This window comes from Rheinheimera pacifica (assembly GCF_900108485.1).
GTDB lineage: Bacteria > Pseudomonadota > Gammaproteobacteria > Enterobacterales > Alteromonadaceae > Alishewanella > Alishewanella pacifica.
Window position 1 is genome coordinate 1 of the sequence record NZ_FNXF01000018.1, and the last position, 25,320, is coordinate 25,320.

Sequence of the window (25,320 nt, forward strand, 5' to 3'; positions counted from 1 at the left end):
AGTGCCCACACAGATGATTGATTGCGAATTGTTAAAGAGCGTGCTTTGAACTCTCAAAGCGGGAGGCGTATGTTACACTTCCCAGTTTTTAAGTCAAGCGTGACGATGATTCTTCATTTAAAAACTCATCGTCACACCAGACTTCTTTACTCATTTCACCGCGTTAAACACCACCGTGAAGCGAGGGCGCCATTTTAGTGATTTAAGCGGGCCTGTCAAGCGTCTTTTTGAAAGATTTTTGCGAACCGTCTTAACTCACCTGAGACACCCAAACTGCAGCACCCCGTGGCATGGCGCGCATTATAGGGCCTTTTAGAATACCTGCAAGCGGTTATTTAAGAAAACTTGTACTTTTAAGATCGTTCGCAGAAAAATTGCACAAAGCGGTATAAAAGCAAACAAAATGCGCTACTTTTTGACCTCCCTGATAACTACCGCAGCCTTAAGCCGATTTTTGCCATAACTAAAAGCTTTCATAAACACGCTGTGCTCTACCGGGATGTACTGCCGCTCGGCTGCCGACAGCCAGGGGATATCTTCAGTATCGGGATCATTAATATAGACAAAGTGTTCATCCACAGCACATACCACCACCCAGTGCGGCGCTTTGCTTTTATCAAACTGCCAGGTGCTTATTAATACGACCAACAAAGCGCCATCCTGCAGTAACTGTTTTATCTTGCTGATACCAGGCTCAGAGCGATGTAACACAATGCCACTTTGCTCAACCTTTTGCCGGTATGAATCGTGTACCCGCTGCAAAATCGCTTTTTTTACTTCGCTGCGCACAGTGTCAGTAAATAACGGTCCCTCTTTATTCAGGAAAATCTCAACCGCAAACCCCCGGCTGTGAGCAGCTAATGCCAACCCCCTGGGGCCACAACCGCCATGACCCGAGGTCATAAAAATCGTTGTCGCCTCACGCCAGATATCTATTTCCAGCGAGGCTGGATCAAACTTGCCAGGTTGAAAGTAATTAAACGCCATCAGTAAGCAAGCCGGGCCACAAGTAAAAGGAGTAGTTTGCGGAATATAAGGTACTTGGCGGCTTAGAGAGGCACTATCAAACTGAATAATCTGTTTTTGCATGCAAATAGCGTCAGAGTGGTCTTCGTAGAAGTCATGCTTAATGGCAAATTCATGATAATTAAGTTTCTGGTATAACTTAATCGCAGCAGCATTATCATAGCGCACCTCCAAGCGCAGCAAAACACAACGCCTGGCCGCTGCGGTTTTTTCCGCATTTAGCATAAGAAACTCAGCTACTCCCTGCTTGCGATAAGCAGGTTCTACCGCTAGCGAATAGAGCCGAGCCAGGCTGGTGCCTCTTCTATATATAAGCAGAAAATATCCCGCTAGCTGGCCAGCCTGCTCTGCCACCAGTAAGTCGTTGCGGTTATCGGCGATAAAACGCTTGAAACTGCGTAAACTGATACGGTCAGTTGTAAAACACTTCTGCTCTAATGCCATCAGAGCTGAAATATCTTTGGCAGTTGCACTTCTGCATGTCAGAACCGGCGAGCAGCTGCTTAATGCTGTTACTAAAGTCATTGTTGCCTTTGGCCAATTTTTAACTAAGTTTAGGATAACACCAGCTAAACAAATGAAAAGCAAACAAGAAATTTAACTGTTGTGATGCAATTTTCTTCGCAGTCTTTTTATCTGACATCACGACATGCTTTAGCAAAATTACAGGAGTGGCAATGGCCAAGCTGATTATCGTAGTAGACAAAGCACAGGATTGGGCGCCATTTCATCAGTACGATGGCGTAATGACGCTACCGGCCTATCTGAAATGGTCTGTTAAAAATAAACAACGTACTCGCGTAATTAATTTATGCCGCCAGGCGCAATATTTAGGTACAGGCTATTACTGTTCATTGTTGGCAGAAGCTCGCAGCCACCATGTGGTGCCTTCAGTGCGCGCATTTAATAAATTTAATCGCCACGAAATAGCCGATATTGCAGAAGAGATCCCCGGCACAATTCTTAGCCAACTGAACAAGGCGCTGGTTGATGAAACCAGCACTCAGCTGATTTTTAATATTTACTTTGGCGAGACTGAGCACAAAGCCTTAAAGAAGGTGGCAAGCTATCTATTTGACGCTTTTGCAGTGCCGATACTGCGCGTTGAGCTGCAAAAGAAAACCAACTGGCAGGTAAAGACATTAAAAATTGGCAGCGTACATAAACTGAACGAACAAGAGCAAAGCATATTTGGCAATACATTAGAGCGCTACAGCCACAAGATCTGGCGGGTAGAACCGACCAACCGTAAATATAAATATGATCTGGCAGTATTAGTTGACCCGAAAGAGAAGTTTCCGCCCTGCACGCCAAAATCGCTGGAACTGTTTAGTAAAGCGGCCAAAAAAGCCGCTATGGACACCGAGCAGATAGGCGCCAGAGATATTCACCGGCTGGCAGAATTTGATGGCCTGTTTATTCGCGAAACTACCGGTGTAAACCATCATACTTTCCATATGGCGCTAAAAGCCGAACGCGAGGGCCTGGCGGTAATTGATGACCCTAACTCGATATTGCGCTGTGGCAATAAGGTGTATCTGCAAACGTTGTTCGAACAGCACAAAGTGCCGATGCCGGGTGGCATTATGTTGTTTAAGCAGGATGAAGATAACTTAGAGCGCGCAGCCGATACGTTGGGCTTACCACTGGTGCTGAAAATCCCTGATGGCAGCTTTTCCCGCGGGGTGGTGAAAGTAAAAACCCTGACCGAGTTACGCTCACAGCTGAGCGCCCTGTTTGAGCAAAGCGCTATTATTCTGGCTCAGCGTTATACCTTTACCGAATATGATTGGCGTATTGGGGTGTTAAACGGCATGGCCATTTTTGCCTGTAAGTATTTTATGGCCCGCAACCACTGGCAAATTTATAAGCATGGTAAGGCAAAAACTGAAAGCGGCGGCTTTAGCACCTGTGCCATTACTGAAGTACCGGCGCATGTATTGGATGCCGCTATCCGCGCCTGCGCCCCTATCGGCGATAGCTTATACGGCGTAGATATAAAACAAGATGGCGATAAAGTTTACGTGATAGAAGTAAACGATAACCCGAATATTGACGATGGCGTAGAAGATTTGTTTCTGGGCAATAAACTGTACGACATGATTGTAGAGGACTTTATCCGCCGCATCGAATTAAAACGGTAAAATTTTAATGCACAAAAGCGCCTGGAGCGCTTTTGGACAGCCGAAGGCTGGTCCCGAAGGGATGCCTGCATGGATTACAGGCACAAAAAAACCGGCCTGGGCCGGTTGATTTGGTGCAGATGGAGAGACTCGAACTCTCACGCCTTGTGGGCACAAACACCTGAAGCTTGCGTGTCTACCAATTCCACCACATCTGCGTTATGTTTCACGCTCAGCGCTTAACATGGCGTGCAGTATAGCGACTTTATAAAACCAGTCAACTATGAAAACACACAATTTCTATCGTTTTGCATCGTTCGGACAAATACTAAGCAAGAAGCTTAGTATTTAGCCTTTTTCAGCAAACCAATCTCTTCTAAACGTTGCATTAAGTAGTCGTTAGAGTTAATTGGCTCGGGGTAACGATTGGGTCTGTCGGCACTGATACAGCTATCCAGCGTTTTTATTACGTAATCCGGGTTCGGGTGCATAAAAAACGGAATTGAATAGCGCGGCTCACCTGCTGCCAAACCTGCCGGGTTAACCACCCTGTGCGTAGTAGACGGCAGTACATGATTAGTCAGTCGTTGCAACATATCACCAATATTTACCACTATAGTGCCTTCAATAGTAGTAACCGGCAGCCAGCTGCCATCACGGCGCAGAATTTCCAAGCCGGCTTCATTAGATCCCACCAGCAAGGTAATAAGATTAATATCTTCATGCTGACCGGCGCGGATAGACTGAGTGCTGGTATCTTTAATCGGCGGATAATGGATAGGCCGCAAAATAGAGTTACCGTAGTTTACTTTATCAGCAAAGTAACTTTGCTCTTGATGCAAAAACAAAGCCAGTGCTTCCAACACGGTATTGCCAAGCTTTTCTAGCTCGCTATAAAGTGTATAAGTAGCTTTCTTAAAACCCTCAACCTCAGTTGGCCAAACGTTAGGATATAAGCTTGGATGCGGCGGAGGGCCATCCAGCTCACGGCCAACATGCCAGAACTCTTTTAAATCAGGGTGATTAGAGTCTTTAGCTTTTTCAACGCCAATAGCAGTATAACCGCGTGCCCCGCCCTGGCCCGGCTTATGGTATTTCGCCTTAACCTCATTCGGTAAAGCAAAAAACTGCTTAATTGCTGTGTAAGTATTTGCTACCACTTCATCCGGAATACCATGGCCACTAATGCCGCAGAATCCAAACTCAGTGTAGGCCTTGCCAATTTCGGCAACAAAGTTATCTTTGTCGGTGGCAAACCGTCTTATATCTAACGTTGGAACTTGCTGTGTCATATAAAAGACCTGTTTTTAGCCTAAGGAAAAAAAGAACCCTGCAATAGCAGCGCTCATTAAGTTGGCCAATGTTGCTGCAAGCAGGGCTTTTAAACCCAACTCCGCAATATCAGCCCGGCGCCCCGGAGCCATACCGCCCAAGCCACCTAATAAAATAGCAATGGAAGAAAAGTTAGCAAAACCACACAGTGCAATAGTTACTATCACTTGAGTATGGGCGCTTAACTGTTCTTTCACCTGCACAAAGTCGAGGTATGCGACAAATTCATTGATTACAAGTTTTTGGCCAATAAAACTCCCGGCCATCCGGGCTTCATCCCAGGATACGCCAAGGATAAATGCCAGCGGCTGAAATACATAACCGAAAATAAGTTGCAGAGTCAGGTTGTCCATACCAAACCAACCACCAATGCCACCTACTATGCCGTTAACCAAAGCGATTAAACCGACAAAGGCCAGCAGCATAGCACCGACATTCAGCGCCAGTTGCATACCACTGGAGGCCCCCGCGGCAGCGGCATCAATTACATTAGTGTGTGGCTTATCCGCACTGATCTCAGTTAGCTCGTTTTTCGGCTGCTCGGTTTCGGGCAAAATCAACTTTGCCATTAAAAAACCGCCCGGTGCGGCCATAAAACTGGCGGCAATCAGGTATTTAAGTTCAATGCCCAAACCGGCATAGCCGGCCAGTACCGAGCCAGCCACAGAAGCTAAGCCACCAACCATAACGGCAAACAGTTCCGAGCGGGTCATGGTAGGGATAAAAGGCCGTACTATTAACGGCGCTTCGGTTTGGCCAACAAAGATGTTTGCTGCAGCCGACATAGACTCCGGCCGGCTGGTGCCAAGCAGCTTTTGCAAGCCGCCACCAATAATACGAATAACCCAAGTCATAATCCCAATGTGATACAGCACGGCAATTAATGATGAGAAGAAGATAATGATAGTCAGTACATGGATAGCGAAAATAAAGCCTTGCGAGAACCTGCCTAAATCACCAAACAGAAATTGAATACCGGCATTGGCATAACCAATCACATTCGCTACTACCTGCGAAATGTTATACAGCACGTCCTGACCAAAAGGCACATACAATACAAAGGCGCCTATTGCCAACTGAATAGCAAAAGCGCCGCCCACGGTACGCCAGTTAATACGGTTACGATTGGCAGAAGCCGCATACGCCACCAGTAACAGGGCAACAATGCCCACTAATCCCATCATACTTTATTCCCTGATTAATATTATTCAGCCAGCAACTGGCGAATTTTTGCTTTTATTATATCGATAGCAATCTGGTTTTTACCGCCACGGGTCACCACCAGATCGGCATGTTGCTTGGAAGGTGCGATAAATTCAAAAAAAGCTGGTCGTACCGAGTTTTCATATTGCTCAGTTACCGAGCTTAAACTGCGGCCGCGGTCTTCTAAATCACGCTTTATACGCCGTAGCAGGCAGACATCCAGCGGCGTATCCATAAATACGGTAATATCAAACTGCTCTCTTAACTGCTCATCAGTCAGCAGCAAAATTCCTTCAACCAGAATCACTTTCGCCGGTTGCACCGCTATGGTTTCATCAGTACGGGTATGGTTTTTGTAACTGTATTGCGGCATTTGTATGGCTTTACCGGCACGCAACGCGCGTAAATGCGCAGCCAATAATTCATGTTCAAAAGCTGCAGGGTGGTCATAATTAGTTAACGTGCGCTGTTCAAACGACAAATGGCTCTGATCACGATAGTAGGCATCTTCCGACAAAATAGCGATACGCTCACCGCCTAATTCAGCCACCAGTTCCTGATATACCGTTGAAGCAAAAAGGCTTTTACCTGATGCGGAAGCACCGGCAATTGCGATAATAGTATTTTTTCCCACTGACACGTTCACTTTTGCAGAAATAAGCTGCTGATTATCGCTAAAAAGCGCTGATTAAGGAATAAAAAAATGCCAGTCGGGCGACTGGCATTTTTACTTTACTATTTATTAAACAAATCAGAATTTATAGCTTAAACCAACCCGAACTTCCCACAGAGAAGGTTCGATACGGCGGTTTTCAGCTGTTGGCTGGTTGAAAGTATACACATATTGGCCATTAGCATTAACACTGGTGGTAACAGCTGACGTCTGTGAACTACCTTCTTTGACAATACCCCAGTCATCGTTCAGGAAATTACCAACGTTCTCCATCACAAAGTAAACGCTACCTTTATGCTCTGGAGTAAAGCCCGGGAACTGTTGCTCAACACGAATATCGAACTTATTCCACCAGCTACCGCTAAGAGCGTTTCGTGGCATGATGCTTCCGCGGTACCCTTCAAGCCCTTGCTCACTAACCCAAGCATTAAAATCAGCCTCATAGGTCCCCTGACCGTCTGGCTTAGTTGCAAATACTACTCTGCTATCATTTAATGTTGGAACATACAGCAACTGGCGACTTGCATCGTTAAAACCTAAACCTGAACTTGAGCGGTCAAAGGTATAGCCATATGAATTGCTTTTCACAACCTGACCGAACAAGCTGAAACGAGTTTCGTAACCTGCAAAAAACTCATGAGCATAAGTTAAATTCAGAGTAAAACGATGAGGGATCTCATAGTCAGATGTTGCTAAAGCTAAGTTTTCAGTATCTGAAGCAGAAACAAAATGGTAATTAGAAAATGCCACCGAACTGTTCATAGGGTGCACATCTTTAGCATCAGTGTAAGCATAGGCCAATGCAACATCTACACCGTTATCAAAAGACTTAGTGCCTGATAATGAGAATACAGTAGAACGGGCATCGTTATCTTTGCGGTTCGTTAACAGGAAGTCATTATTTGAACCTCGTCTGGACGTATATACCGGCCGCCCATCTGGCGCAGTACCGGTTTGGTCCAACGACAGATCTTTGATAATTGCTGAATTTTTCTTTCTGCTATGTAATAAATCGGCTGACACTACATAACCGCTATCGAAGCTGTAAGTACCGCCTAAAGCATACTTCCACTCAGATGGTATTTTAAAATCCGGATCGGTTACGTTAGTGCTAGAGTCGGCTGTTCCAGAACCAACCGCATCATACAACGCTTGAGGTATATCATAACCAGGGCGACCTTCACCAATCAGGGCTACAGCATTAGGCCCTAACAGTTGCATATTCGTCCGGTTAACCTGAATATTTCGAATACCGTCATTGGAGTAACTATTTGATATCCAAACATTCGGATTACCGCCAGAGTAGAGGCCCGCACCACCACGAATTTCAAGCTGCTCAGTGGCAACCCAGTTAATACCTAAACGAGGTTGCAACAGACTTTTGCCATCCAGATTTTGCTGGTTAGAATAACCGTAGCGGTTTTCAAAATTAGCATTATAAGTAGGTACGCTGTCACTGGTGTACCAGTCATAGCGCAAACCTGCTGTAATAGTCACGTCTGCATTAGGTAAACGATATTTATCCTGTGCATAAACCGTATGAATATTATATTTAAATTCACCAGCAGCATCATTCGGATTATGCGATGAAGCATTACCGTAATAAGCTCTTGCTAAGCCATTTCTGAATGCGTCGATATTAGCAAAACGGTACTGACCAACACTGTTTTGTACGAATAAGTTAAAAACATCTAAGTTCTCGTACTCATAACCAAAATACAGTTCATGATCGTCCAGATAATAGGTACCCGCCAATTTGAAAGACAGGTTATCGTAATTTAAAACGTTAGACTGGCGTGAGTCATCCGGGCCCAGATATATAGTGGTGCCATTCACACCAAGGATCTGCACTTCACCAAAGCCGCTTGCCGCGTCTATGGATAGCTGACGATTCCGCAACTCTGAGTAACCAAGGCGAACTTCAGTAGAAAAATCTGGCGTCCAGTCTGAGTACAAAGAAGTAACGTAAGCATTGAGCTCAGCACCACGCTCATAGAAGTGATTCGATAATGATAAACGATCAGAACCAGCATCAGATTGCGCTATCGCATAACCATCATTATAGTTATATAAGAAATTCAACCGGTGCAGATCATTGATGTTCCAGTCAACCTTCAACAATATCTTTTCGTCTTTAACTGGCATGCTAGGAACTGCAGAACCAGGATCATAATTATAAATATCTTTTGAAATTGAAATAATTTCGTCTATCTGAGCTTGTGTTACACGGCCGTTCGCTAGCGGTGCATAATCGAATATTTCTGAACCTTCTAGCTTTTCATACGCAAAAAAAGCAAATAACTTATCTTGTACTATCGGGAAGCCAACATTCACACCGTAGCGTTTTTCGTTATAAGAGCCAAGGTTCTGCTTGTCGCCCTCTAATTTATCGCCTTTCATCGAATCGTTGGTGTAATCAACAAAAACGCTACCACTAACTTTGTTTGAACCTGATTTAGTAACTGCATTGATATTACAGGCGGTGAAACCACCATACTTAACATCAAATGGAGCCAGTTCAACAGCAACTTGGTCTATAGCATCAAACGAAAATGGAATACGCTCTGTTGGATAACCACTGCTATTTAAACCAAAGTTGTCGTTCATACGAACGCCATCAACAGTCAAGCTGTTAGAACGTGGGCTGCCGCCGGCACATTGTATAGAACTGGCGTTTGTTTCATTGATATAAATACGAGGATCTGTGCGGATTACATCTTTAATATCGCGGTTAACTGAAGGCGCAACCTCAAGAGCGTAGCTATCAAAGCGTGCTGCCGGACCAGTATCACCGGTTAAACTGGAAATGGCGGTACCTGCGACCTGAATTCTCTCAACATTCGATGCTTCTAACTGACGTTGTAATTGGAAAGTCTCACCTAATGTCAGGTATACATCATTAATGACGGTATCAGCATATACATCAGAATCGACGATAATCCGGTATGGGCCACCCACTCTCAAACCAGAAGCATTGAAAACACCACTGTCGTTTACAACAGCCTGACGGCTGGTACCTGATGGTACGTGTAAAATCGTTATTTTAGTACCAGCAGCAGGAGAGCCTTGCGGACTGTTAATCACACCGCGGATTGCTGATGACGTGTCAGCAAACGCAACGTTTGCCATGCCCATAGAGAGCGCGACAGCAATAGCTATATTTTTAATTTTCATATCGTTTTTTCACCTGGTAGTTGTAGGTATTTATCTAAATCCATTTGAATACAGATGCTGCTTTCAATTTGGGAGACAATGGTAACTAAACCATATTACACTTTTCTTACGCCAATCCGATTTATGGGAACTTTTCGTTCCTCTCATTGTCATAGGCGGTTGCAATATAAGTGTAACATAGCTGGTCTGAGTTGCGCACTATGCTGGCAGAAATTGGCTAAAAAACCGACTTACTCAGTGTTTTCATCCATTTACTGGTTTTTATTGTGCCATCACTTTATCCTATAAGCCTGTCTGACTTACTCACCTTCACCTAATGAAAAAATTCTTATCTTCACTTGGCTTTAGTGCCTTAATCAGCCTTGGAGCTTCTTTAAATATGCACGCCACCGAAGTTACCTTCGCTACTTTTAATGTCAGTATGGAAGCGCAGAATTACTTACCTAAAGGCCAGAATGGCAGCCCGGCTGTATTGGCAGAATTGCTGCAAACCGATAACCAGCCGCAAATTCGTAATATCGCTAATATTATCCAGTTGGTGCGTCCCGATGTGCTGTTGTTGAACGAATTTGACTACATCGCCGATAGTGATAAAGGTATAAAAGCTTTTATTAAAAACTACCTGAACCAACCGCAAGGCACAGCTGAGGCCATTAACTACCCCTACTTCTACTACAGCACAGTAAATACCGGCCAACCCAGTCCTTATGATTTAGACAACGATGGTAAAACTACCGGTGTTGGAGCAGACGCCTGGGGCTTCGGGTTTTACCCTGGCCAGTATGGTATGGTGCTGTTGTCTAAATACCCGATAGATACCGCCAAGATCCGCACTTTTCAGCAGTTTAAATGGAAAGATATGCCGGGTTTTATGCCAACCCAAAAAGCCGATGGCAGCCCCTGGTACAGCAAAGAGGCCTGGGCCGAGTTTCCGCTTTCATCTAAAAGCCACTGGGATATCCCGCTTAATATTAATGGCAAAACGGTGCATGTATTAGCCAGCCACCCAACTCCACCGGTATTTGACGGAGAGGAAAACCGCAACGGTATTCGCAACCACGATGAAATCCGTTTGTGGGCTGATTACTTAACACCACAAAAAGCTGGCTATATTTACGATGACAACGGCCTCAAAGGCGGATTAGCAGAAAACGCCAGCTTTGTGCTGCTGGGCGATCAGAACGCTTCGGCTGATAACGAAGGCGATGCGTTAAATAGTGGTATTAACATGCTATATAAACACCCGCGCATTAACAGCAGTATGCCGCCAGCCAGCAAAGGCGGTGCAGAACATACGCCAGATAACCCAAAAGCGGCTTATCACACTGCCGATTGGCGGATGCGGGCCGACTATGTATTGCCGTCAAAAGCTGGTTTGGTGTTAAAAGACAGCGGTGTATTCTGGCCGGTAAAAGCCGATCCACTGTACCCACTTATAGGTTCACGCGGCGCCAGTTCGGACCATCGGCTGGTATGGGTAACAGTAGAATTAAGCGCTGACTAATTCAGCGCTGTGTATCCTGTACTATGGCGAGAAGCCTAACAGGAAGCTGGTTAGAAACGTTGTACCAGATTTTGTATATGCACCGTAACTTCTTCTCTGTCATGATATAAATGTTTAACCTGTAGCCGGTATTTGATACCGGCTTCTACCAGACGTTGTTCAAGTTGCTGCAAAATATCTGTTACCGTTTCATAGCGCTTTTTCATTGGCAGTTTAAGGTTGAAAATGGTTTCCTGACACCAGCCATTGATCAGCCAGTCAGCCATGCGCTCTGCCACCCTTTGTGGTTGCTCTATCATGTCGCAAACCAGCCAGTGGTTATTCTTTTTCTGCGGCTCGTACTTAAAACCGTCCACCATTAAATGCCGTACCTGGCCGGTTTCCATTAATGACTCAGCCATAGGGCCGTTATCAATCGCGGTTACCATCATGCTGCGTTTTACCAGCTGATAAGTCCAGCCACCCGGGCTGGCACCAAGATCTACCGCATTCATACCACCAGACAAGCGCTTGTCCCACTCATGTTTGGGAATAAACTGAATAAAGGCTTCTTCAAGTTTTAGGGTACTGCGGCTTGGTGCTTCGTTGGGGAACTTCAGCCGCATAATGCCATTTTCTAGCGGGCTATTGTTCTCAGGGTACGACAAGCCGACATAACCCTGCTGACCAGTTAACAAAAACAAGTGCAGCACAGGTGCGCGTTTTAGCTCTTTAGGCAATAACACCCCGGCCTTTCGCAATGACTGGCGCAGCGGTACCGTAAGTTTACGCGCCAGTGTGGATAGCGTTTTTCCGTCATTTGTTTCCGGATACTCCACTCTTATTTCACCACAACCACTTAGTTCAGCACTGAGTACGGCAGCTATTACCGGCGCTATCCGATCTGCCGGCGGCAATTCAAGCAGATCGGCAAGCAGCAGGCTCCACTGACGGATAAAGATAAACTGCTCAAACGGATAATCACGATAAAACTGCGCTAAGCTGTCCGCATCATAAGCTTCAAAAATAACGTAGGCGCTGTCCGTAGTTAACTTGCAGTAACCAAACACATTATGCAAAGCAGCTGTATGCTGAATTTCAGCTGCGCATTCTTTTTCAAAACCGGCGCGGCAGTACAGTAATAGTTGTTTCATGTTAACTCCGCCGCCAGGCACTTACGGCAAACAGCAGCCAGGCAGCAATAAGCAACTGGCCGCCGATAGGCGCCAGCTGTGAATAATAAAACGGCAGTGCAAACACCCCTGCCAGTATAGTCCAGACAAAAAACCACAGCCCCAGGTGCCAGACAACAGCCACCAGCTTAACCAATTTGGCTTCTGTACGCTGTTGCCCTAACGCCAGCAGCGCTAAGGCATGAAATGCCAGCATAGCTAACGCACTTACTACCTTAGCGATAGCCTCTGCACTTAGCTGTCCTTGCCATAAATGCATCAGCACAGCACTTAAACCCACTACTGCGCCACCATACAAAGCGGTGACGCTATTACTTAGCTGCCAAAAGTATTTCATCAATGTTCCTGCTACAAAATTGTGCGGCTGCAGCAATGAGTTGTTGCTGGGTCAGGCCGCTTTTAACTCTGGGTTTAAAATCGTGATCGCCGTCTGCCAGCCAGTGTATATCCACTTTAGGCCATTGCATGTCTACCAGCTCGGCTGTTGTACCAAAAGGGTCCCGCTCGCCCTGGGCAATAAATAACGGGCAAGCCAGAGTAGTAAAATGCTCAGTGCGCCAGCTAAGCTTTTTCGGCGCATGAAACGGATAGCCAAAGGCAAATACCGCTTTTACATTACTATGTTGGCTTAGCATACTGGCCACACGGCCGCCCATCGATTTACCGCCAATAAACAAAGGTAAATCCGGTGGGCAGTTACCGGCTTGCTGGTTAAATTGCTGCATTAATAACGGCATTCTTTCCGGCAAACTGCGTTTACCCGTATCGATAAAGCGCTGCATGTAAGCAAAATTAAAGCGCCAAACCTCTATATTATTAACTGCCAGTTGCTGTGCCAGCTGTTGCATAAAACTACTGTCGGCACCGGCGCCCGCACCATGTGCCAGTAACAAACGGGCTTTAGCCGCAGCAGCGGTATTTATCAGCACCTTAGTCAAGGGCAACGGCATTAGTAAACTGCTGCTCGGCAAAAGCGGCCTGCTCGGCTTCTACCATCGATACCATCCACTGGCGAAAAGCGGTAATTTTACCAAGCTCAGTCTGGCTTTCCCGGCACACCAGGTAGTAAGCATCTTTGGAGATAAGTACATGGTTAAACGGCACTATTAAGCGGCCGGAGTTTATATCTGGCCGTGCCAGCACGTTATGCGCCAGCGCTACGCCCTGGCCATGAATGGCTGCCTGCAACACCATGGAAGAGTGGCTGAAAATAGGCCCCTGGTTGACATTAAAATGTTTAAAGCCCTGTGTAGTAAACCAGGCCTTCCATGCACGGCGTGAGCCGTCATGCAGTAAATTGTGATATTGCAAATCCGTGGGTTCTGCCAGGGGTTTAGGGCTGTTTAGCAGCAACGGTGAACATACCGGCAGTAAATATTCCGTATGCAGTTTATCTGCGTGCAAATTGCGCCAGGTGCCACGGCCATAATATATCGCCACGTCAACGTCATCTGTCAGTGAGCCTTCGTCCAGATCAACCGCTTTAATTCGTACATCTATATCGGGGTGCTGTTCACTAAACTGGTTAAGCCGGGGTACCAGCCACTGAATAGCAAAACTGGGCTGCAGGCTTACCGTTAACGAGCCTTTAGCCCCACGCGCCAGCAACTTTTCAGTAGACTCATGCAGTTGCAGAAAAATCTCTTTAATATCCAGAAAATAGCTTTGGCCTTCTTCTGTCAGCAGTAAAGAGCGGTTTTTTCGCATAAACAGCTTAAGGCCAAGATGATCTTCCAGCGCTTTAATCTGATGGCTGATAGCGGCCTGAGTAACGTACATCTCTTCCGCTGCCTTGGTAAAACTTAAATGGCGGGCGGCCGTTTCAAAGGCTTTTAATGCGTTAAGCGGTGGCAGGCGACGCGCCATAATGTCTCTTAGATTATTAAATCTGATGATTAAAATTTCTAATCCGAATTATAACGCCGTCGTCGCCAAGACGCCAGCGGGGAGCTAAGCTAAGTTTACTTCTCTACCGGCTTGTAGCCCTCAATTTCAACGTCTTCGCCTTTAAATAGGAAGGCTTCCATTTGTGCTTCCAAAAACTGACGATGTTCCGGGTTCATCATGTTCAGTTTTTTTTCATTAATAAGCATAATTTGCTTTGCCTGCCACAGTGCAAAAGCTTCTTTGCTGATACTGTTAAAAATCTTTTTACCCAGCTCGCCTGGATACAGCTGAAAATCCAGCCCGGCGGCTTCTTTGTTTAAATACTCGCAAAATACGGTACGGCTCATAGGTGTTTGTCCTTTTTGTCCGGGTTTGCAGCCAATAACTGCTGAAACAGTTGTTTTGCCGGAGCCGACAAACCAACTTGAGGAATGGTGCTTATTGTAAACCAAGTGGGCGCAGATTGCTCCTGCACTGCCACAGGGGCATGTTGTAGTGTTACCCGCAGTGGCTGGATCCATAAATGAAAATGGCTGAAAGTATGGCGAAAGCCTGCCAGCTCTTCCCTGCTTTCAACATCGAGCGCATTTAATGCGATGTATTGCTCACGCTCTGTTGCAGAAGCAAACTCAATAAAGCCAAACAATCCGCCCCACAGGCCAGACGCCGGGCGCTGCGACAACAACACTTTATCGTCGTGCTGTAATAACAACCAGAAACTCTGTTTTTCCGGCAGAGCTTTCTTCGCTTTTTTGCCAGGGTACAAAGCCTGTTCACCGGCCAGTGCAGCTTTGCACTTTAATTTCAGAGGACACTCTACACAGCGCGGCTTACTGCGGCTGCAAAGCGTAGCGCCAAGATCCATCATCGCCTGATTAAATTCAGCCACTGTCTCTGCGGGCGTTACCTGCTCTGCCAACTGCCATAACTGCTGCTCTACCTTTTTATCACCGGGCCAACCGGATATAGCGGCAAAGCGCGCCAGCACCCGCTTACAGTTACCATCCAAAATAGGATAGTGCTGCCCTAGCGCTAAAGATAACACCGCCCCCGCCGTCGAGCGCCCCACGCCTGGCAATGCCAGCACCTGTGCAAACTCTGTCGGAAATGTTCCGTTGTGCTGTGCCGCTACCATTTGCGCTGCTTTATGCAGGTTGCGTGCTCTGGCGTAATACCCTAGCCCGGTCCATAAATGCAGTACTTCATCAAGCGGCGCCTGCGCCAGAGCATTAATATCGGCAAAGCGCGCGGTAAAACGCTGAAAATAAGGAATTACCGTGGCCACCTGCGTTTGCTGCAGCATCACTTCACTGAGCCAGGTTTTATAAGGGCTTTTATTCAACTGCCAGGGCAGTGTTTTGCGCCCGTGCTGCTGATACCAGCTAACCAGCTGATTTGAAAACCAAACTGCATCCTGTTGCTGCAACATAACCGCCTCAGTACTAAAGATTGCGCGCAGTATAAGCAGCCCTGTTTGCCTTGCCAACCATAATCGCGGTTGAGCAAAGCACCTAATACAAGGATAATACGCGCCGTTAACGATTATGCGGAGCAACAGATGACAGACAGTAACGGCCAGCAGCACGACGAACAGGCTGAAAATACCACCTATATGCGCAGGATCCGCTCTTTTGTCCTGCGCGAAGGCCGCCTGACCAAAGGGCAACAACATGCGCTGGACACCTACTGGGCCGACTATGGCTTAACTTACCAGAGCCAGCCACTGCAGCTGAACGAGATCTTCGGCCGTGACGCAAAAAAAGTGCTGGAAATCGGCTTTGGTATGGGTAAGTCGTTAGTGCAAATGGCGCAAGCTGCACCAGAAAGCGACTTTATCGGTATTGAAGTACACCGCCCCGGCGTTGGCGCTTGTTTATCTGAAGCAGTAGCGCAACAGGTTAAAAACCTTAAAGTATTTGAACATGATGCAGTAGAAGTGCTGGAACACAGCATTGCCGACAATAGCCTGGATACTGTGCAGCTGTTTTTCCCTGATCCCTGGCATAAAAAACGCCACCATAAACGCCGCATAGTGCAAAGTGATTTTGTGCAACTGCTACGGCGCAAGTTAAAACCAGGCGGCGTGTTTCATATGGCAACCGACTGGCAAAACTATGCTGAACATATGCTTGAAGTTATGCTGGCAGCTGAAGGTTTTACTAATTTATCTGCCGATAACACCTACGTTGAGCGGCCAGAACACCGCCCGCTGACTAAATTCGAACAACGTGGCCAGCGTCTGGGCCATGGTGTTTGGGATCTGATGTTTAAAAAGGAAAGCTAAATGCTAGCAACAGCCAGTCAACTGGTATTACGTAACATCAATGATCTTAAGGGCAAGGTATTAGTGGTTGAGCCAATGGCCGACAGCCTGGCAACAGAGCTGCGCCATCTGGCACCTGAGCTTGAGTTAAGCTGTTATAGCACAGATGCTGCAGCTGCAGCCTGTTGGGCTCATGACAGCGTAACACTGTATACCGATGTCAGCCCGCAGTTTACCGGCACTTTTGATACTGTGGTGCTGTTTTACCCGAAAAGCAAAGATCAGCTTGCTTTTACGCTGGCCCAACTTAAACCGGCTCTTAGCGCTACTACAGCAGTGTTTGTTACCGGCGATAACAAAGGCGGCATTAAAAGCCTGGCCAGCCATGCGCAAAAGTTGGGGCTGGGTGCCAATAAACTGGATAATGCCAAGCACTGCTTATGGTTTTCATTATTTGGTGATTTCAGCCGCTTAGCTGCCGTAGCAGCCAGCAGCTTTAGCATTAACGCAGCGGGTGAAACCCTTACACTGCATTCGCTACCCGGCGTATTTAACCACGGTAAGCTGGATATCGGCACCGCATTGTTACTGGATAACCTGCCAGACGTAAGCCAGGGCAAGGTGCTCGATTTTGCCTGTGGTTGTGGTGTTATTGGCGCAATGTTAAAGCGAAAACATCCGGCGATAGAGCTTTTCAGCTCTGACATCAGTAGTTTAGCCGTGAAGGCTACTGAACTGACACTGGCAGCAAACCAGCTTAGTGGCACAGTGATAGCCGCTGACGGATTACCTGATATACCAAAACAATTCGATTGTATTGTCAGCAACCCGCCATTTCACACGGGTATTAAAACCGACTACAGTATTGTTGATACCTTTATCCGTCAAAGCTCAGCCAGGCTTAGCGCCAATGGCAGCCTGACAATAGTAGCTAACAGCCATCTGGCCTATATGGAGTTACTGCAACAGGCGTTTAAAAAGGTTACATTAAAAGCCAAAGCTAACGGCTTTGCGGTATACCGGGCTACTAATCAAAGTTAAAGGAATTTTTATGCGCAAACTGGCTGCTGTGTTAATACTGCTCTGGTTAACACCAGCAATAGCAGCAGACAGTTTGACCTGCATTCAAAACCCGAACCGGGTAAAAGCCTGCCCTAATCTATTGTACCGTGTCGCGCAATTACCGCAGATGAGCGCACCTGGCGTTGTCTGTATATGTGCGACAGACTTTGCGCCGCTGTTACACCAGCCCACCGACGATGCAGAAAAAGTGCGGCAGAATATGACCAGACGCCAGATGGAGGTAATATACGGCGAGAAACTGCAGGCTGTGCTGGATGTATTGCAGCGGCGCACTAACTAAACAGACAGATGTTATTCAGATGACGGCTAATCAGGCAGTAACACTAAGCGCTCACTAAAAGCTCCCAGGCTTTCCTCATGCTGCGGCATTAACACCGGCACTAGAAATAATTCGCCCTGCTCTACCCAGTAAATAGCATTTTGCTGAAATTGCTGTGCCAACTGCAGTGCAATGCTTTTGTCACACAACACTATCCAGCTTTTTTCCTGAAAACTTAAGTCAGGTGCACTGCCGATAACAGAGCGATAAGGTAAACGCTGCAAATTCAAACAGGCTTGTAATTCTTTGTCGCGGCGTAAATTAAGATAAGGATGTTCAGTGTTCCCGGCGGGGTTTTGGGCGCTGATAATGGCGAAGTCAGCATCGCATTTCAGTGCCTGATGGCATAGAAAAATACTCGTTTTATAACTTTCCCACAGGCTCATAACCAGACCTAAAAGTAACAAGTGCTTCTACTATAAACTGCTTTACTAAATTTACCAGCGCAGTTTGCTAAATTCCGTTAATGTGCATAACATCAATGCAGACGTTGCTCTGCAAGCTAACGATAAATTGGTCGAGATAACCGAATGATTGCAATAGATAAAACCACTTCAATTAAAAATGCATTGATTTGGGTGATTATGCTGATTTGCAGTCTTACGCTGTGTCTGGCCATGATTGTCTCCGCCACTCAGGATGTTAAATTACAGCGTAAAAAACTGGTATCACAGCTAGAAGGTTACATCAGCATTATTGCATTTAACGCCAGCAGCAGTATTTTGCAGGACAATGCTGACATTGAGGAAAACCGCTTAAGCTCATTTGCCGCGGTTAATATTTTGCACAATATACATATTTATAAAAAACAGCCCGACAGTAATGCGTTAAGTTTTTTTGCCAGCTACAACCGCAGAGATATAGGCCCTTACCCGGTACAATTTGACCGCATCCAGCAGTTTATAACACCGGTGATCAGCAGCAACTATATAGAAATAACCAAACCCATTAGTTATGAGGGCAACTTGCTGGGCTATGTGTATGTCCGTGCCAGCCAGGAAGAGCTCAGCTCTTACATTCAAACCCGGATCCTGCTTGATATTCTGATCGCACTGGTAGCACTGATCAGTGCATTTTTTATCAGCTCGCGTTTGCAGCGCCGTTTTACCGCACCGATAGAAACCTTACTTAGTGTGGTGCAAAAGGTAGCCAAAGAGAAAAACTATCAAATCCGGGCGCCGGTGGCCCCGATCAAAGAATACAATATGCTCAGCCGCGCCTTTAACACTATGCTGGACAGAATTGAGCAGCAAATCAGCAAACTGCAACAGGCCGAACAGGAAAACCGTCAGCTAACCCTTAGCCTTGAGCAAAAAATCGGCCAGCGCACCGAGGCTTTAAAAACATCAAACCAGGAACTGCTAAATACTCTGGCAACACTGCATCAGTATCAGAACCAGATAGTTGAAACCGAAAAAATGGCCAGCCTTGGCCAGATGGTGGCAGGGGTTGCGCATGAAGTAAACACCCCCATTGGTTTAGGTGTTACAGCATCAACGCTGCTGCAGGACAAGCTGACAGATATTCAAAAAGCCTTTGATGAAAAAAAGCTGACTTCATCCCAGCTGGCGAAATTTTTGTCTGAAAGCAAAGAAAACCTAGGCATTATTTACCGCAATATGGAGCGGGCAGCCAGCCTGATCTCCAGCTTTAAACGGGTAGCTGTTGATCAGTCAAATGAGAACCGCCGCCAGTTCAACATGTTACAACTAATTAATGAAGTATTACTGTCGCTGCGGCCAAACCTGAAAAAAACCCAACACCAGATTTTAATTGATTGCCCGGCAGAACTCGAACTGGACAGCAAACCCGGCCCGATTAATCAAATTTTGATTAACCTGATTATGAACAGCCTGATCCACGCCTTTGAACATATAGAACAAGGCGAAATGCATATTGCGGTTCAGGTAAAAGATAATCGCTGTTTTCTCAGCTACAGTGATAATGGCGCCGGGGTACCGGAATCGATTAAAAAACGTATTTTCGACCCCTTTGTCACCACCAAACGCGGTGAAGGTGGCAGTGGCCTGGGTTTGCATTTGGTTTATAATTTAGTTACTCAGGCTCTTAACGGCAAAATTCAGTTAGAAAGCACGCTCGGTGCTGGTATTCAAATTCAGATAGATTTCCCCGTGATAGTAAAAACTGCACGGCTGGCGCAGAAATAAACAACTATAACTGATGCTACTTTGGTCGAATGGAACATTAGCTGCGACTAATTGTTAACAAAAGAACTTGTTAACAATTGGACAGATGGTTATAATTACGTATTATTTGACAAATCGACGTCATCTATAACACGCTTAAGCATTATAAATTTCACAAAATTCACATAAGGTTTAACTCCAATGCAAACACCTGTGATTCTCATAGTTGAAGACGAAGAAGTAACCCGTTTAAATCTGGTTAGCCTGTTTCAGGGAGAGGGCTATGATGTTATCGAGGCGGTAAACGGCGAGGAGATGAACCAGAAGCTTACTGAAAATCAGGTAAATCTGGTCGTCATGGATATTAACCTGCCAGGTAAAAATGGCCTGATCCTGGCCCGCGAACTGCGTCAGCGCGAAAATATCGGTTTAATTTTCCTGACCGGCCGCGACAGTGAAGTAGACCGCATTCTGGGATTGGAAATTGGTGCAGACGATTACCTGACCAAACCATTTAACCCACGCGAATTAACTATCCGTGCCCGCAACCTGTTAAGCCGCACGGTGGCTCAGCCGGTAGTTGAAGAGCATAAAAGCATAGTTAAGTTTAATGGCTGGACACTGGATGAAAACAGCCGCAACCTGACTTCGCCCAAAGGCGTTGCCCGCCGTTTGCCCAAAGGCGAATATCGTGCGCTACGTTTAATGCTGGATACACCGGGCAAGATTTTCACCCGTGAGCAGTTAATCCGCCATATGACAGGCCGTGATTTACGCCCGAATGACCGTACTGTAGATGTAACTATCCGCCGTATCCGTAAGCATTTTGAATCTGATATTGAAAGCCCTGAGTTAATCAGCACCATCCATGGTGAAGGTTACCGCTTCGTGGGTAAACTGGAAAAGTAAGCCCTTAAGCGTTTTCAATATATTCCGACAGAGCAGCCAGGTGCTGCTCTGTTTTTAAATGAAAGTCTACCAGTTGCCGCTCTAACCCCTGCCAGTTAATTTGTTCCTGCTCCATCCGCTTGGCCTGTTGCTGCACCCATAACAAACCAACCGATGCTGCTGCACCTTTTAGCTTGTGCGCCGCTTCCTGAAAATCTTTTTCCTGCCGTTGTACTGCTGTTTCCATTAGCTTATTCATATAGCCAGGCAATAACTGGGCAAATAGCTGGGCACTGCGTTTCATGGCATCTTTACCCAGCGACTGAATGTAGTCATTCAGGGTGCCAACATCCAGAACCTGGTTTTCATTGCTTACACTGGCCGGTTTTACCTGTTGCAACCGCACTGCGCTGGGTGAAAATAGCCGTGCCAGCATTAAATCCAGCTTAGTGGTGTTGATAGGTTTGGCCAGTGCACCGTCTACCTGCACACCATCCAGTTGCTGTTCAGCTTTACGCACATTGGCACTTAATACCACTATAGGCAGAGCTGATAAATGTTCCTCATCGCGGATATAACGGGCGATTTGCTCGCCGCCCATATCGGGCAGTTGCATATCCAGCAACACCAAATCAATATCATCTTCGGTTTCAAGCAAGGCAATAGCATCTTCACCGGTTTCAGCATGAATAACACTATGGCCACGTTGCTCCAGCAACCCTATAGCAATTTCGGCATTTAGCGGCACATCTTCTATCAGCAGTATGGTCAGCTCTGGGCAGCTTATTGCCTGTTGTTGTTCTTGCTGTACTAGTTCTGTAGGCAATAGCACCGCAAAGCTACTGCCCTTACCTACTTCGCTGCTAACACTGATATTACCCTGCATTGCCTCAACCAGCGCCCGCGACACGGATAAGCCTATGCCGGAGCCAATAATACTTAAGCGGCGGCCATCATTAGATTTGTAGTACATATCAAAGATGCGCTCCTGCTCTTGAGCAGCGATACCAATACCAGTGTCTTCGATATTAAAATGCAGCCGGTTATTTATTGCATCCAGTTTGCAATACAGGCTTACAGAGCCTGCAGCGGTAAATTTCACCGCATTATTAAGCAAATTCCACAGCACCTGGCGCAACCGGGTTGGATCCATTCTTAAATAAACATCCAGCTCGCCTTCACAACTTAGTTTGAATTCCAGCCCTTTTTGCTGGCACAGCAACTCGGCAAAATTTGCGATGTCATTGATAAACTGCCGGAATGACACGCTATGGTAAACAATGTCGAGATCCTGCCGGTCAATTTTGTCCAGATCGATAATATCGTTAAAAATATTACCCAGTGTTTCCGCGCTGCTGAAAATGGTATTGGCCCAGCCATGTTGCTGCTTGCTGAGTTTACTCTCCAGTAAACGCCGGCTTAAACCCACAATACCGTTTAGCGGCGTTCTGAGCTCATGGCTTAACGTAGCAATAAATTTACCTTTATCCAAATAAGCTTTCTCCAGCGCCTGCTCGGCCAGCTTACGCGAGGTAATATCCCGGCCAAAACCCAGTAAACCGATATAACGGCCATAGCGGTCATAAAATGGCACTTTACGCATTTCAAACCACAGCACCTGGCCATCATCTTTGACAAATTCGACGTCTAATGTCAGTTCTGAGGGCTGTGGTGTATTGCTTTCGTGTTCAGTGAGGATAGCGGCCTGAGCACTGTCAGCGGTGTATATTTCTGCCGGGTAATGGCCAATAAGCTCACGGGCTGTTTTACCCATAATAGCTTCAAACATTTTATTGCAACTGGCAAAACGGCCGGTTTCGTCGCGGTAGTAGAATAAGTCAGGCGAGCTGTCAACGATTGAGCGGATCAGCAGGCTTTGCTCTTCCAGTTCTATCTGGGCTTTTTTACGTTCGGCAATTTCTTTGCGCAGTTCATCAATCGCCCGGCGCTTAGCCTGAAAGGCTTTTTTCCGCTCTTCAATCTCAAAATTTAACTGGCGGATATTATCCTGCATACCTTCGTTCAGTAACCGCTCCTGATGAGCAGAATCAATCAGGTAAGACAAGGCAGCATCAAGGTGCAGTACCAGATAAAAAATAAAGCTGATAAACACCGGCCCCAACGCCAGGGTAAATAACAGCGCGCCATTTAGCAGGGTAAAATCTATTTGATTATGCAGCACCAGCTCAAGGCAAATACTAAATAACGCAGCAAGAATAAGCAGTACCAGCTGGCAAAATAATGCCAGCTGCAGCTTACCCCATTTACGGATCCAGGCCGCAAAGATCCTGACGTGTGGATGAACCGGACCTTGCATCAGGCTGTTACCTCATATGATGTGTTACTGCACAGGTTGAACATCAACCCTGAAATTACGATACGAACAGTACTGCACCTCTTTATCCTGCAACTGGTAAACGCCCTGCCGGGCATACGACGAATGATCTTTATACAGGCTTATTTGTTGACCCTGGCCAACCTTTACCGCCTTACCATCGGCCTGGCGGCTTTGAGTTAAACAAAGCAAATGTGCCAGTTGCTTATAGTTGTCGCGTTCAAACAACTCGCCAGACGCCAGCATAGGCGCCTGCATATTATTCGGTGCAAACTTCCAGGCGGCAAAACGGGTGCGTAACACACCGTCTTTTATCTCCATCGCATCGCCGCGGGTCAGGTAATGTGTGTTAACTTGCTTAATGACTGTTGCACTACCCTCGCCTGCATTTTGCATACCTTGCGTATCAACGACATACACTCCAGCCGCCCCTAACACAGACATTTTCACTTCTGGCTCGCTGTCTGAATTGCTAAAACCAACCAGCATTGCCGTAGCTTCATCAATCCCAAAGCCAAAACGGGTTTGCGTATCGTTCAGTAAACGAATTAAACGCCCCTGGCGGCCACGTTCAGAAAAATGTGTATCCAGTACTCCCCAGGAAAACAAGCCGAGACCACCAGTTGAGGTAAAAGTAAGATGATTTTCTGCCAGACCATTACTACAACTTTGATCTTTGTCGCAGCCAGGCTGTGGTGCTGGCAAATCAAAAGCGCCAAAGCGCATAGCATTATAGCTGTCGCCATTGCTAATCATCGGCGTTATACGGCCCTGATATGAGCCTCCTGACATCACAGCAGTACCAGCACTGGTGCCGGCAACAATAATCTGGCCCGCATCTAGCATTGATTGTATTTGCTTTAGTTCAGCCGATACACTGCCATCTTCCAGCCTGAGGGCCTGCAATGTCAGGCTTTGATCACCACCATTAATAAAAATAGCGTCTGCCCGGCGGATCTGCTCAACAGCTGCTGCAGTGCCTTGCTGACAAAACTCCCTCAGCTGCTGCATCAAATCAGGATAAACCCGCTCCCGCTGATAAGTACCATGATAAGCCGCCAGATATTGCGGTAATTGCGCGCATGACGGTTTATTGTCCACGCGGTTTTGTTGGGCAGCCTGATAGGCGGCGTTAATGGGTAACCAACTGACGTCTGCACCAGCTTCTGTAAATAAATTAGTGTAAAAATCGACCGCTGCAAATGGATCACGGCTGGAAGCGGTAACCACTAACACACGGGGCTTTCGCGCAGGCCCTGCCACCTGCTGAGCTAACTCAACGATTTTCCGATACAGCTCTATGGAAAATGCATCGCTGGTTTGTGCCAGATTGGCGTATTCTTTTTGCCTTTGCGGTGTGCGTCGCCGAGTAGTGTTATCTTGCGCTGTCGCCATTACCTGAAGCTGATCAAGTACAAAGTTGCGCTCACGATCACTTAGTTGGCTATAGTTTTCTTTTCCTGATACCCAGATACCGTCAATTTCTATTTCTGCCGAGCGCCACAACCTTAGCAGTTCACGCTCGGACACTTGTTCGTTGTTTATTCTGCTACGAACAAACTCCAGCAATGCCAGCGTTTGTTGTTGTTCTATTGCGCGCTCCGGGTTCCAAAAACTGTCACCGGCAATATTGTTCAGATGTGCTGTCGATACGCTAAATAAATCCGCAGACTTCGCTGCAGCAGAAAATAAATCTGGCGCCGAGCAACCCCGGGTATTTACAGAGGTACAACTTTGCAAGCCACCGCCAACTAACACCAAAGAGTAATCGGGAAATTTTTTACTGGCCCCCGTGGTTGCAGCAGAAACAGAGCAAGCCAACAGGCTGGCAGTGATATAAAAGCTCAGTGATCTCATTATTCTCTTTCTTATTTTAAGCGCAGAAGTATACAACTACCACGACCACAGATAGGTACCAAAAAATTAATACGGCATAGATTATCCTGTATTGACTTCTTTGCCAATTAGCAGTAATTCTATTGCTGTTGTTTAACTGATCACACATCATTTTGGTAGCGATATGTTAAAGAAAGCCTTCGCGCTTAGCTTATATCACTACTCGTCCTACTACCTGTCGGAGTGGTTTAACGAGTAGACACACGTCAGACACTAAACCGTGTCTGGCAGGTCTCTATTCCTGCACCACAACAACTAACATAAATAATTATAAGCACACCAATTCGGACCATAC

The 25,320-nt window shown here is 46.4% G+C and carries 21 protein-coding genes and 1 tRNA gene; 7 read left to right on the plus strand and 15 right to left on the minus strand.

Translation table 11 applies throughout. The features are described 5' to 3' along the window. Nucleotides 1-408: 408 nt before the first annotated feature. Entirely contained in the window at nucleotides 409-1,551 is a 1,143-nt protein-coding gene (locus tag BLW68_RS17670) for a peptidase C39 family protein (RefSeq protein WP_092796186.1), read from the minus strand. A gap of 152 nt (nucleotides 1,552-1,703) precedes the next feature. Between BLW68_RS17670 and BLW68_RS17675 the strand changes: the two genes are divergently transcribed. Further along, nucleotides 1,704-3,170 carry a RimK family protein gene (locus tag BLW68_RS17675; protein WP_092796188.1) on the plus strand — a complete coding sequence of 489 codons (1,467 nt, stop codon included), beginning with the start codon at nucleotides 1,704-1,706 and terminating at the stop codon, nucleotides 3,168-3,170. Nucleotides 3,171-3,281: 111 nt separating this feature from the next. Here the strand turns inward: BLW68_RS17675 and BLW68_RS17680 are convergent. The 5 genes from BLW68_RS17680 to BLW68_RS17700 form a co-directional block, all read right to left on the minus strand. Continuing rightward, a tRNA-Leu gene (locus BLW68_RS17680) sits at nucleotides 3,282-3,367 on the minus strand. 123 nt (nucleotides 3,368-3,490) lie between these two features. After that, a complete protein-coding gene (locus tag BLW68_RS17685) occupies nucleotides 3,491-4,441 on the minus strand; it encodes an isopenicillin N synthase family dioxygenase (protein WP_092796190.1) in 951 nt (316 codons plus the stop codon). A gap of 15 nt (nucleotides 4,442-4,456) precedes the next feature. Then, a complete protein-coding gene (locus BLW68_RS17690) occupies nucleotides 4,457-5,665 on the minus strand; it encodes a NupC/NupG family nucleoside CNT transporter (protein WP_092796192.1) in 1,209 nt (402 codons plus the stop codon). A 20-nt stretch (nucleotides 5,666-5,685) separates the two neighbouring features. Beyond that, entirely contained in the window at nucleotides 5,686-6,318 is a 633-nt protein-coding gene (gene udk / locus BLW68_RS17695; RefSeq protein WP_092796194.1) for a uridine kinase, read from the minus strand. A gap of 117 nt (nucleotides 6,319-6,435) precedes the next feature. Next, nucleotides 6,436-9,531, minus strand: a complete 3,096-nt coding sequence (locus BLW68_RS17700; protein ID WP_092796196.1) for a TonB-dependent receptor — start codon at nucleotides 9,529-9,531, stop codon at nucleotides 6,436-6,438. A gap of 316 nt (nucleotides 9,532-9,847) precedes the next feature. On the opposite strand from BLW68_RS17700, the gene BLW68_RS17705 reads away from it, so the two are divergent. Then, a complete protein-coding gene (locus BLW68_RS17705) occupies nucleotides 9,848-11,035 on the plus strand; it encodes an endonuclease/exonuclease/phosphatase family protein (RefSeq protein WP_245728389.1) in 1,188 nt (395 codons plus the stop codon). Nucleotides 11,036-11,085: 50 nt separating this feature from the next. Here BLW68_RS17705 and rlmM read toward each other — a convergent pair whose 3' ends face one another. The 6 genes from rlmM to mutY all read right to left on the minus strand — a co-directional run bounded on the left by rlmM (nucleotide 11,086) and on the right by mutY (nucleotide 15,523). Then, nucleotides 11,086-12,168: a 23S rRNA (cytidine(2498)-2'-O)-methyltransferase RlmM gene (gene rlmM, locus BLW68_RS17710; RefSeq protein ID WP_092796198.1), complete on the minus strand. Its 1,083-nt coding sequence runs from the start codon at nucleotides 12,166-12,168 to the stop codon at nucleotides 11,086-11,088. Nucleotide 12,169: 1 nt separating this feature from the next. Continuing rightward, the gene (locus tag BLW68_RS17715; protein ID WP_092796200.1) at nucleotides 12,170-12,544 is read right to left on the minus strand and encodes a DUF423 domain-containing protein; all 375 of its coding nucleotides are present in this window, start codon (nucleotides 12,542-12,544) and stop codon (nucleotides 12,170-12,172) included. Continuing rightward, nucleotides 12,519-13,157: an alpha/beta family hydrolase gene (locus tag BLW68_RS17720; protein ID WP_092796202.1), complete on the minus strand. Its 639-nt coding sequence runs from the start codon at nucleotides 13,155-13,157 to the stop codon at nucleotides 12,519-12,521. The genes BLW68_RS17715 and BLW68_RS17720 overlap by 26 nt, the downstream gene beginning before the upstream one ends. Continuing rightward, nucleotides 13,138-14,073, minus strand: a complete 936-nt coding sequence (locus tag BLW68_RS17725) for a transcriptional regulator GcvA (protein WP_092796204.1) — start codon at nucleotides 14,071-14,073, stop codon at nucleotides 13,138-13,140. Before BLW68_RS17725 ends, BLW68_RS17720 begins: the two co-directional genes overlap by 20 nt. A gap of 95 nt (nucleotides 14,074-14,168) precedes the next feature. After that, complete coding sequence (locus BLW68_RS17730) at nucleotides 14,169-14,441, minus strand: oxidative damage protection protein (RefSeq protein ID WP_092796206.1); 273 nt, start codon at nucleotides 14,439-14,441, stop codon at nucleotides 14,169-14,171. Then, nucleotides 14,438-15,523, minus strand: a complete 1,086-nt coding sequence (gene mutY, locus BLW68_RS17735) for an A/G-specific adenine glycosylase (RefSeq protein WP_092796208.1) — start codon at nucleotides 15,521-15,523, stop codon at nucleotides 14,438-14,440. Before mutY ends, BLW68_RS17730 begins: the two co-directional genes overlap by 4 nt. Before the next feature lie 129 nt (nucleotides 15,524-15,652). Here mutY and trmB point away from each other — a divergent pair, with 129 nt between their 5' ends. From trmB to BLW68_RS17750, 3 genes are read left to right on the plus strand one after another with little or no spacing between them, the layout of a single operon-like run. Beyond that, entirely contained in the window at nucleotides 15,653-16,378 is a 726-nt protein-coding gene (gene trmB / locus BLW68_RS17740) for a tRNA (guanosine(46)-N7)-methyltransferase TrmB (RefSeq protein WP_092796210.1), read from the plus strand. Next, the gene (locus tag BLW68_RS17745; protein ID WP_092796212.1) at nucleotides 16,379-17,398 is read left to right on the plus strand and encodes a methyltransferase; all 1,020 of its coding nucleotides are present in this window, start codon (nucleotides 16,379-16,381) and stop codon (nucleotides 17,396-17,398) included. Nucleotides 17,399-17,408: 10 nt separating this feature from the next. Next, nucleotides 17,409-17,720, plus strand: coding sequence for a hypothetical protein (locus BLW68_RS17750; RefSeq protein WP_092796214.1), 312 nt, complete (start codon nucleotides 17,409-17,411; stop codon nucleotides 17,718-17,720). A gap of 26 nt (nucleotides 17,721-17,746) precedes the next feature. Here the strand turns inward: BLW68_RS17750 and BLW68_RS17755 are convergent, their stop codons facing one another. Continuing rightward, the gene (locus BLW68_RS17755; protein WP_092796216.1) at nucleotides 17,747-18,145 is read right to left on the minus strand and encodes a DUF3293 domain-containing protein; all 399 of its coding nucleotides are present in this window, start codon (nucleotides 18,143-18,145) and stop codon (nucleotides 17,747-17,749) included. A gap of 144 nt (nucleotides 18,146-18,289) precedes the next feature. Here BLW68_RS17755 and BLW68_RS17760 point away from each other — a divergent pair, with 144 nt between their 5' ends. Together BLW68_RS17760 and arcA are read left to right on the plus strand one after the other, a co-directional pair. After that, nucleotides 18,290-19,927, plus strand: a complete 1,638-nt coding sequence (locus BLW68_RS17760) for an ATP-binding protein (RefSeq protein ID WP_092796218.1) — start codon at nucleotides 18,290-18,292, stop codon at nucleotides 19,925-19,927. A 180-nt stretch (nucleotides 19,928-20,107) separates the two neighbouring features. Beyond that, complete coding sequence (gene arcA / locus BLW68_RS17765) at nucleotides 20,108-20,815, plus strand: two-component system response regulator ArcA (protein WP_068232166.1); 708 nt, start codon at nucleotides 20,108-20,110, stop codon at nucleotides 20,813-20,815. A 4-nt stretch (nucleotides 20,816-20,819) separates the two neighbouring features. Here the strand turns inward: arcA and BLW68_RS17770 are convergent, their stop codons facing one another. Together BLW68_RS17770 and BLW68_RS17775 are read right to left on the minus strand one after the other, a co-directional pair. Beyond that, nucleotides 20,820-23,111 (minus strand): ATP-binding protein, encoded by a 2,292-nt coding sequence (locus BLW68_RS17770; protein WP_092796220.1) that lies wholly within the window; start codon nucleotides 23,109-23,111, stop codon nucleotides 20,820-20,822. A gap of 24 nt (nucleotides 23,112-23,135) precedes the next feature. After that, nucleotides 23,136-24,986 carry a cyanophycinase gene (locus BLW68_RS17775; RefSeq protein WP_245728390.1) on the minus strand — a complete coding sequence of 617 codons (1,851 nt, stop codon included), beginning with the start codon at nucleotides 24,984-24,986 and terminating at the stop codon, nucleotides 23,136-23,138. Between the last annotated feature and the right edge of the window lie 334 nt (nucleotides 24,987-25,320).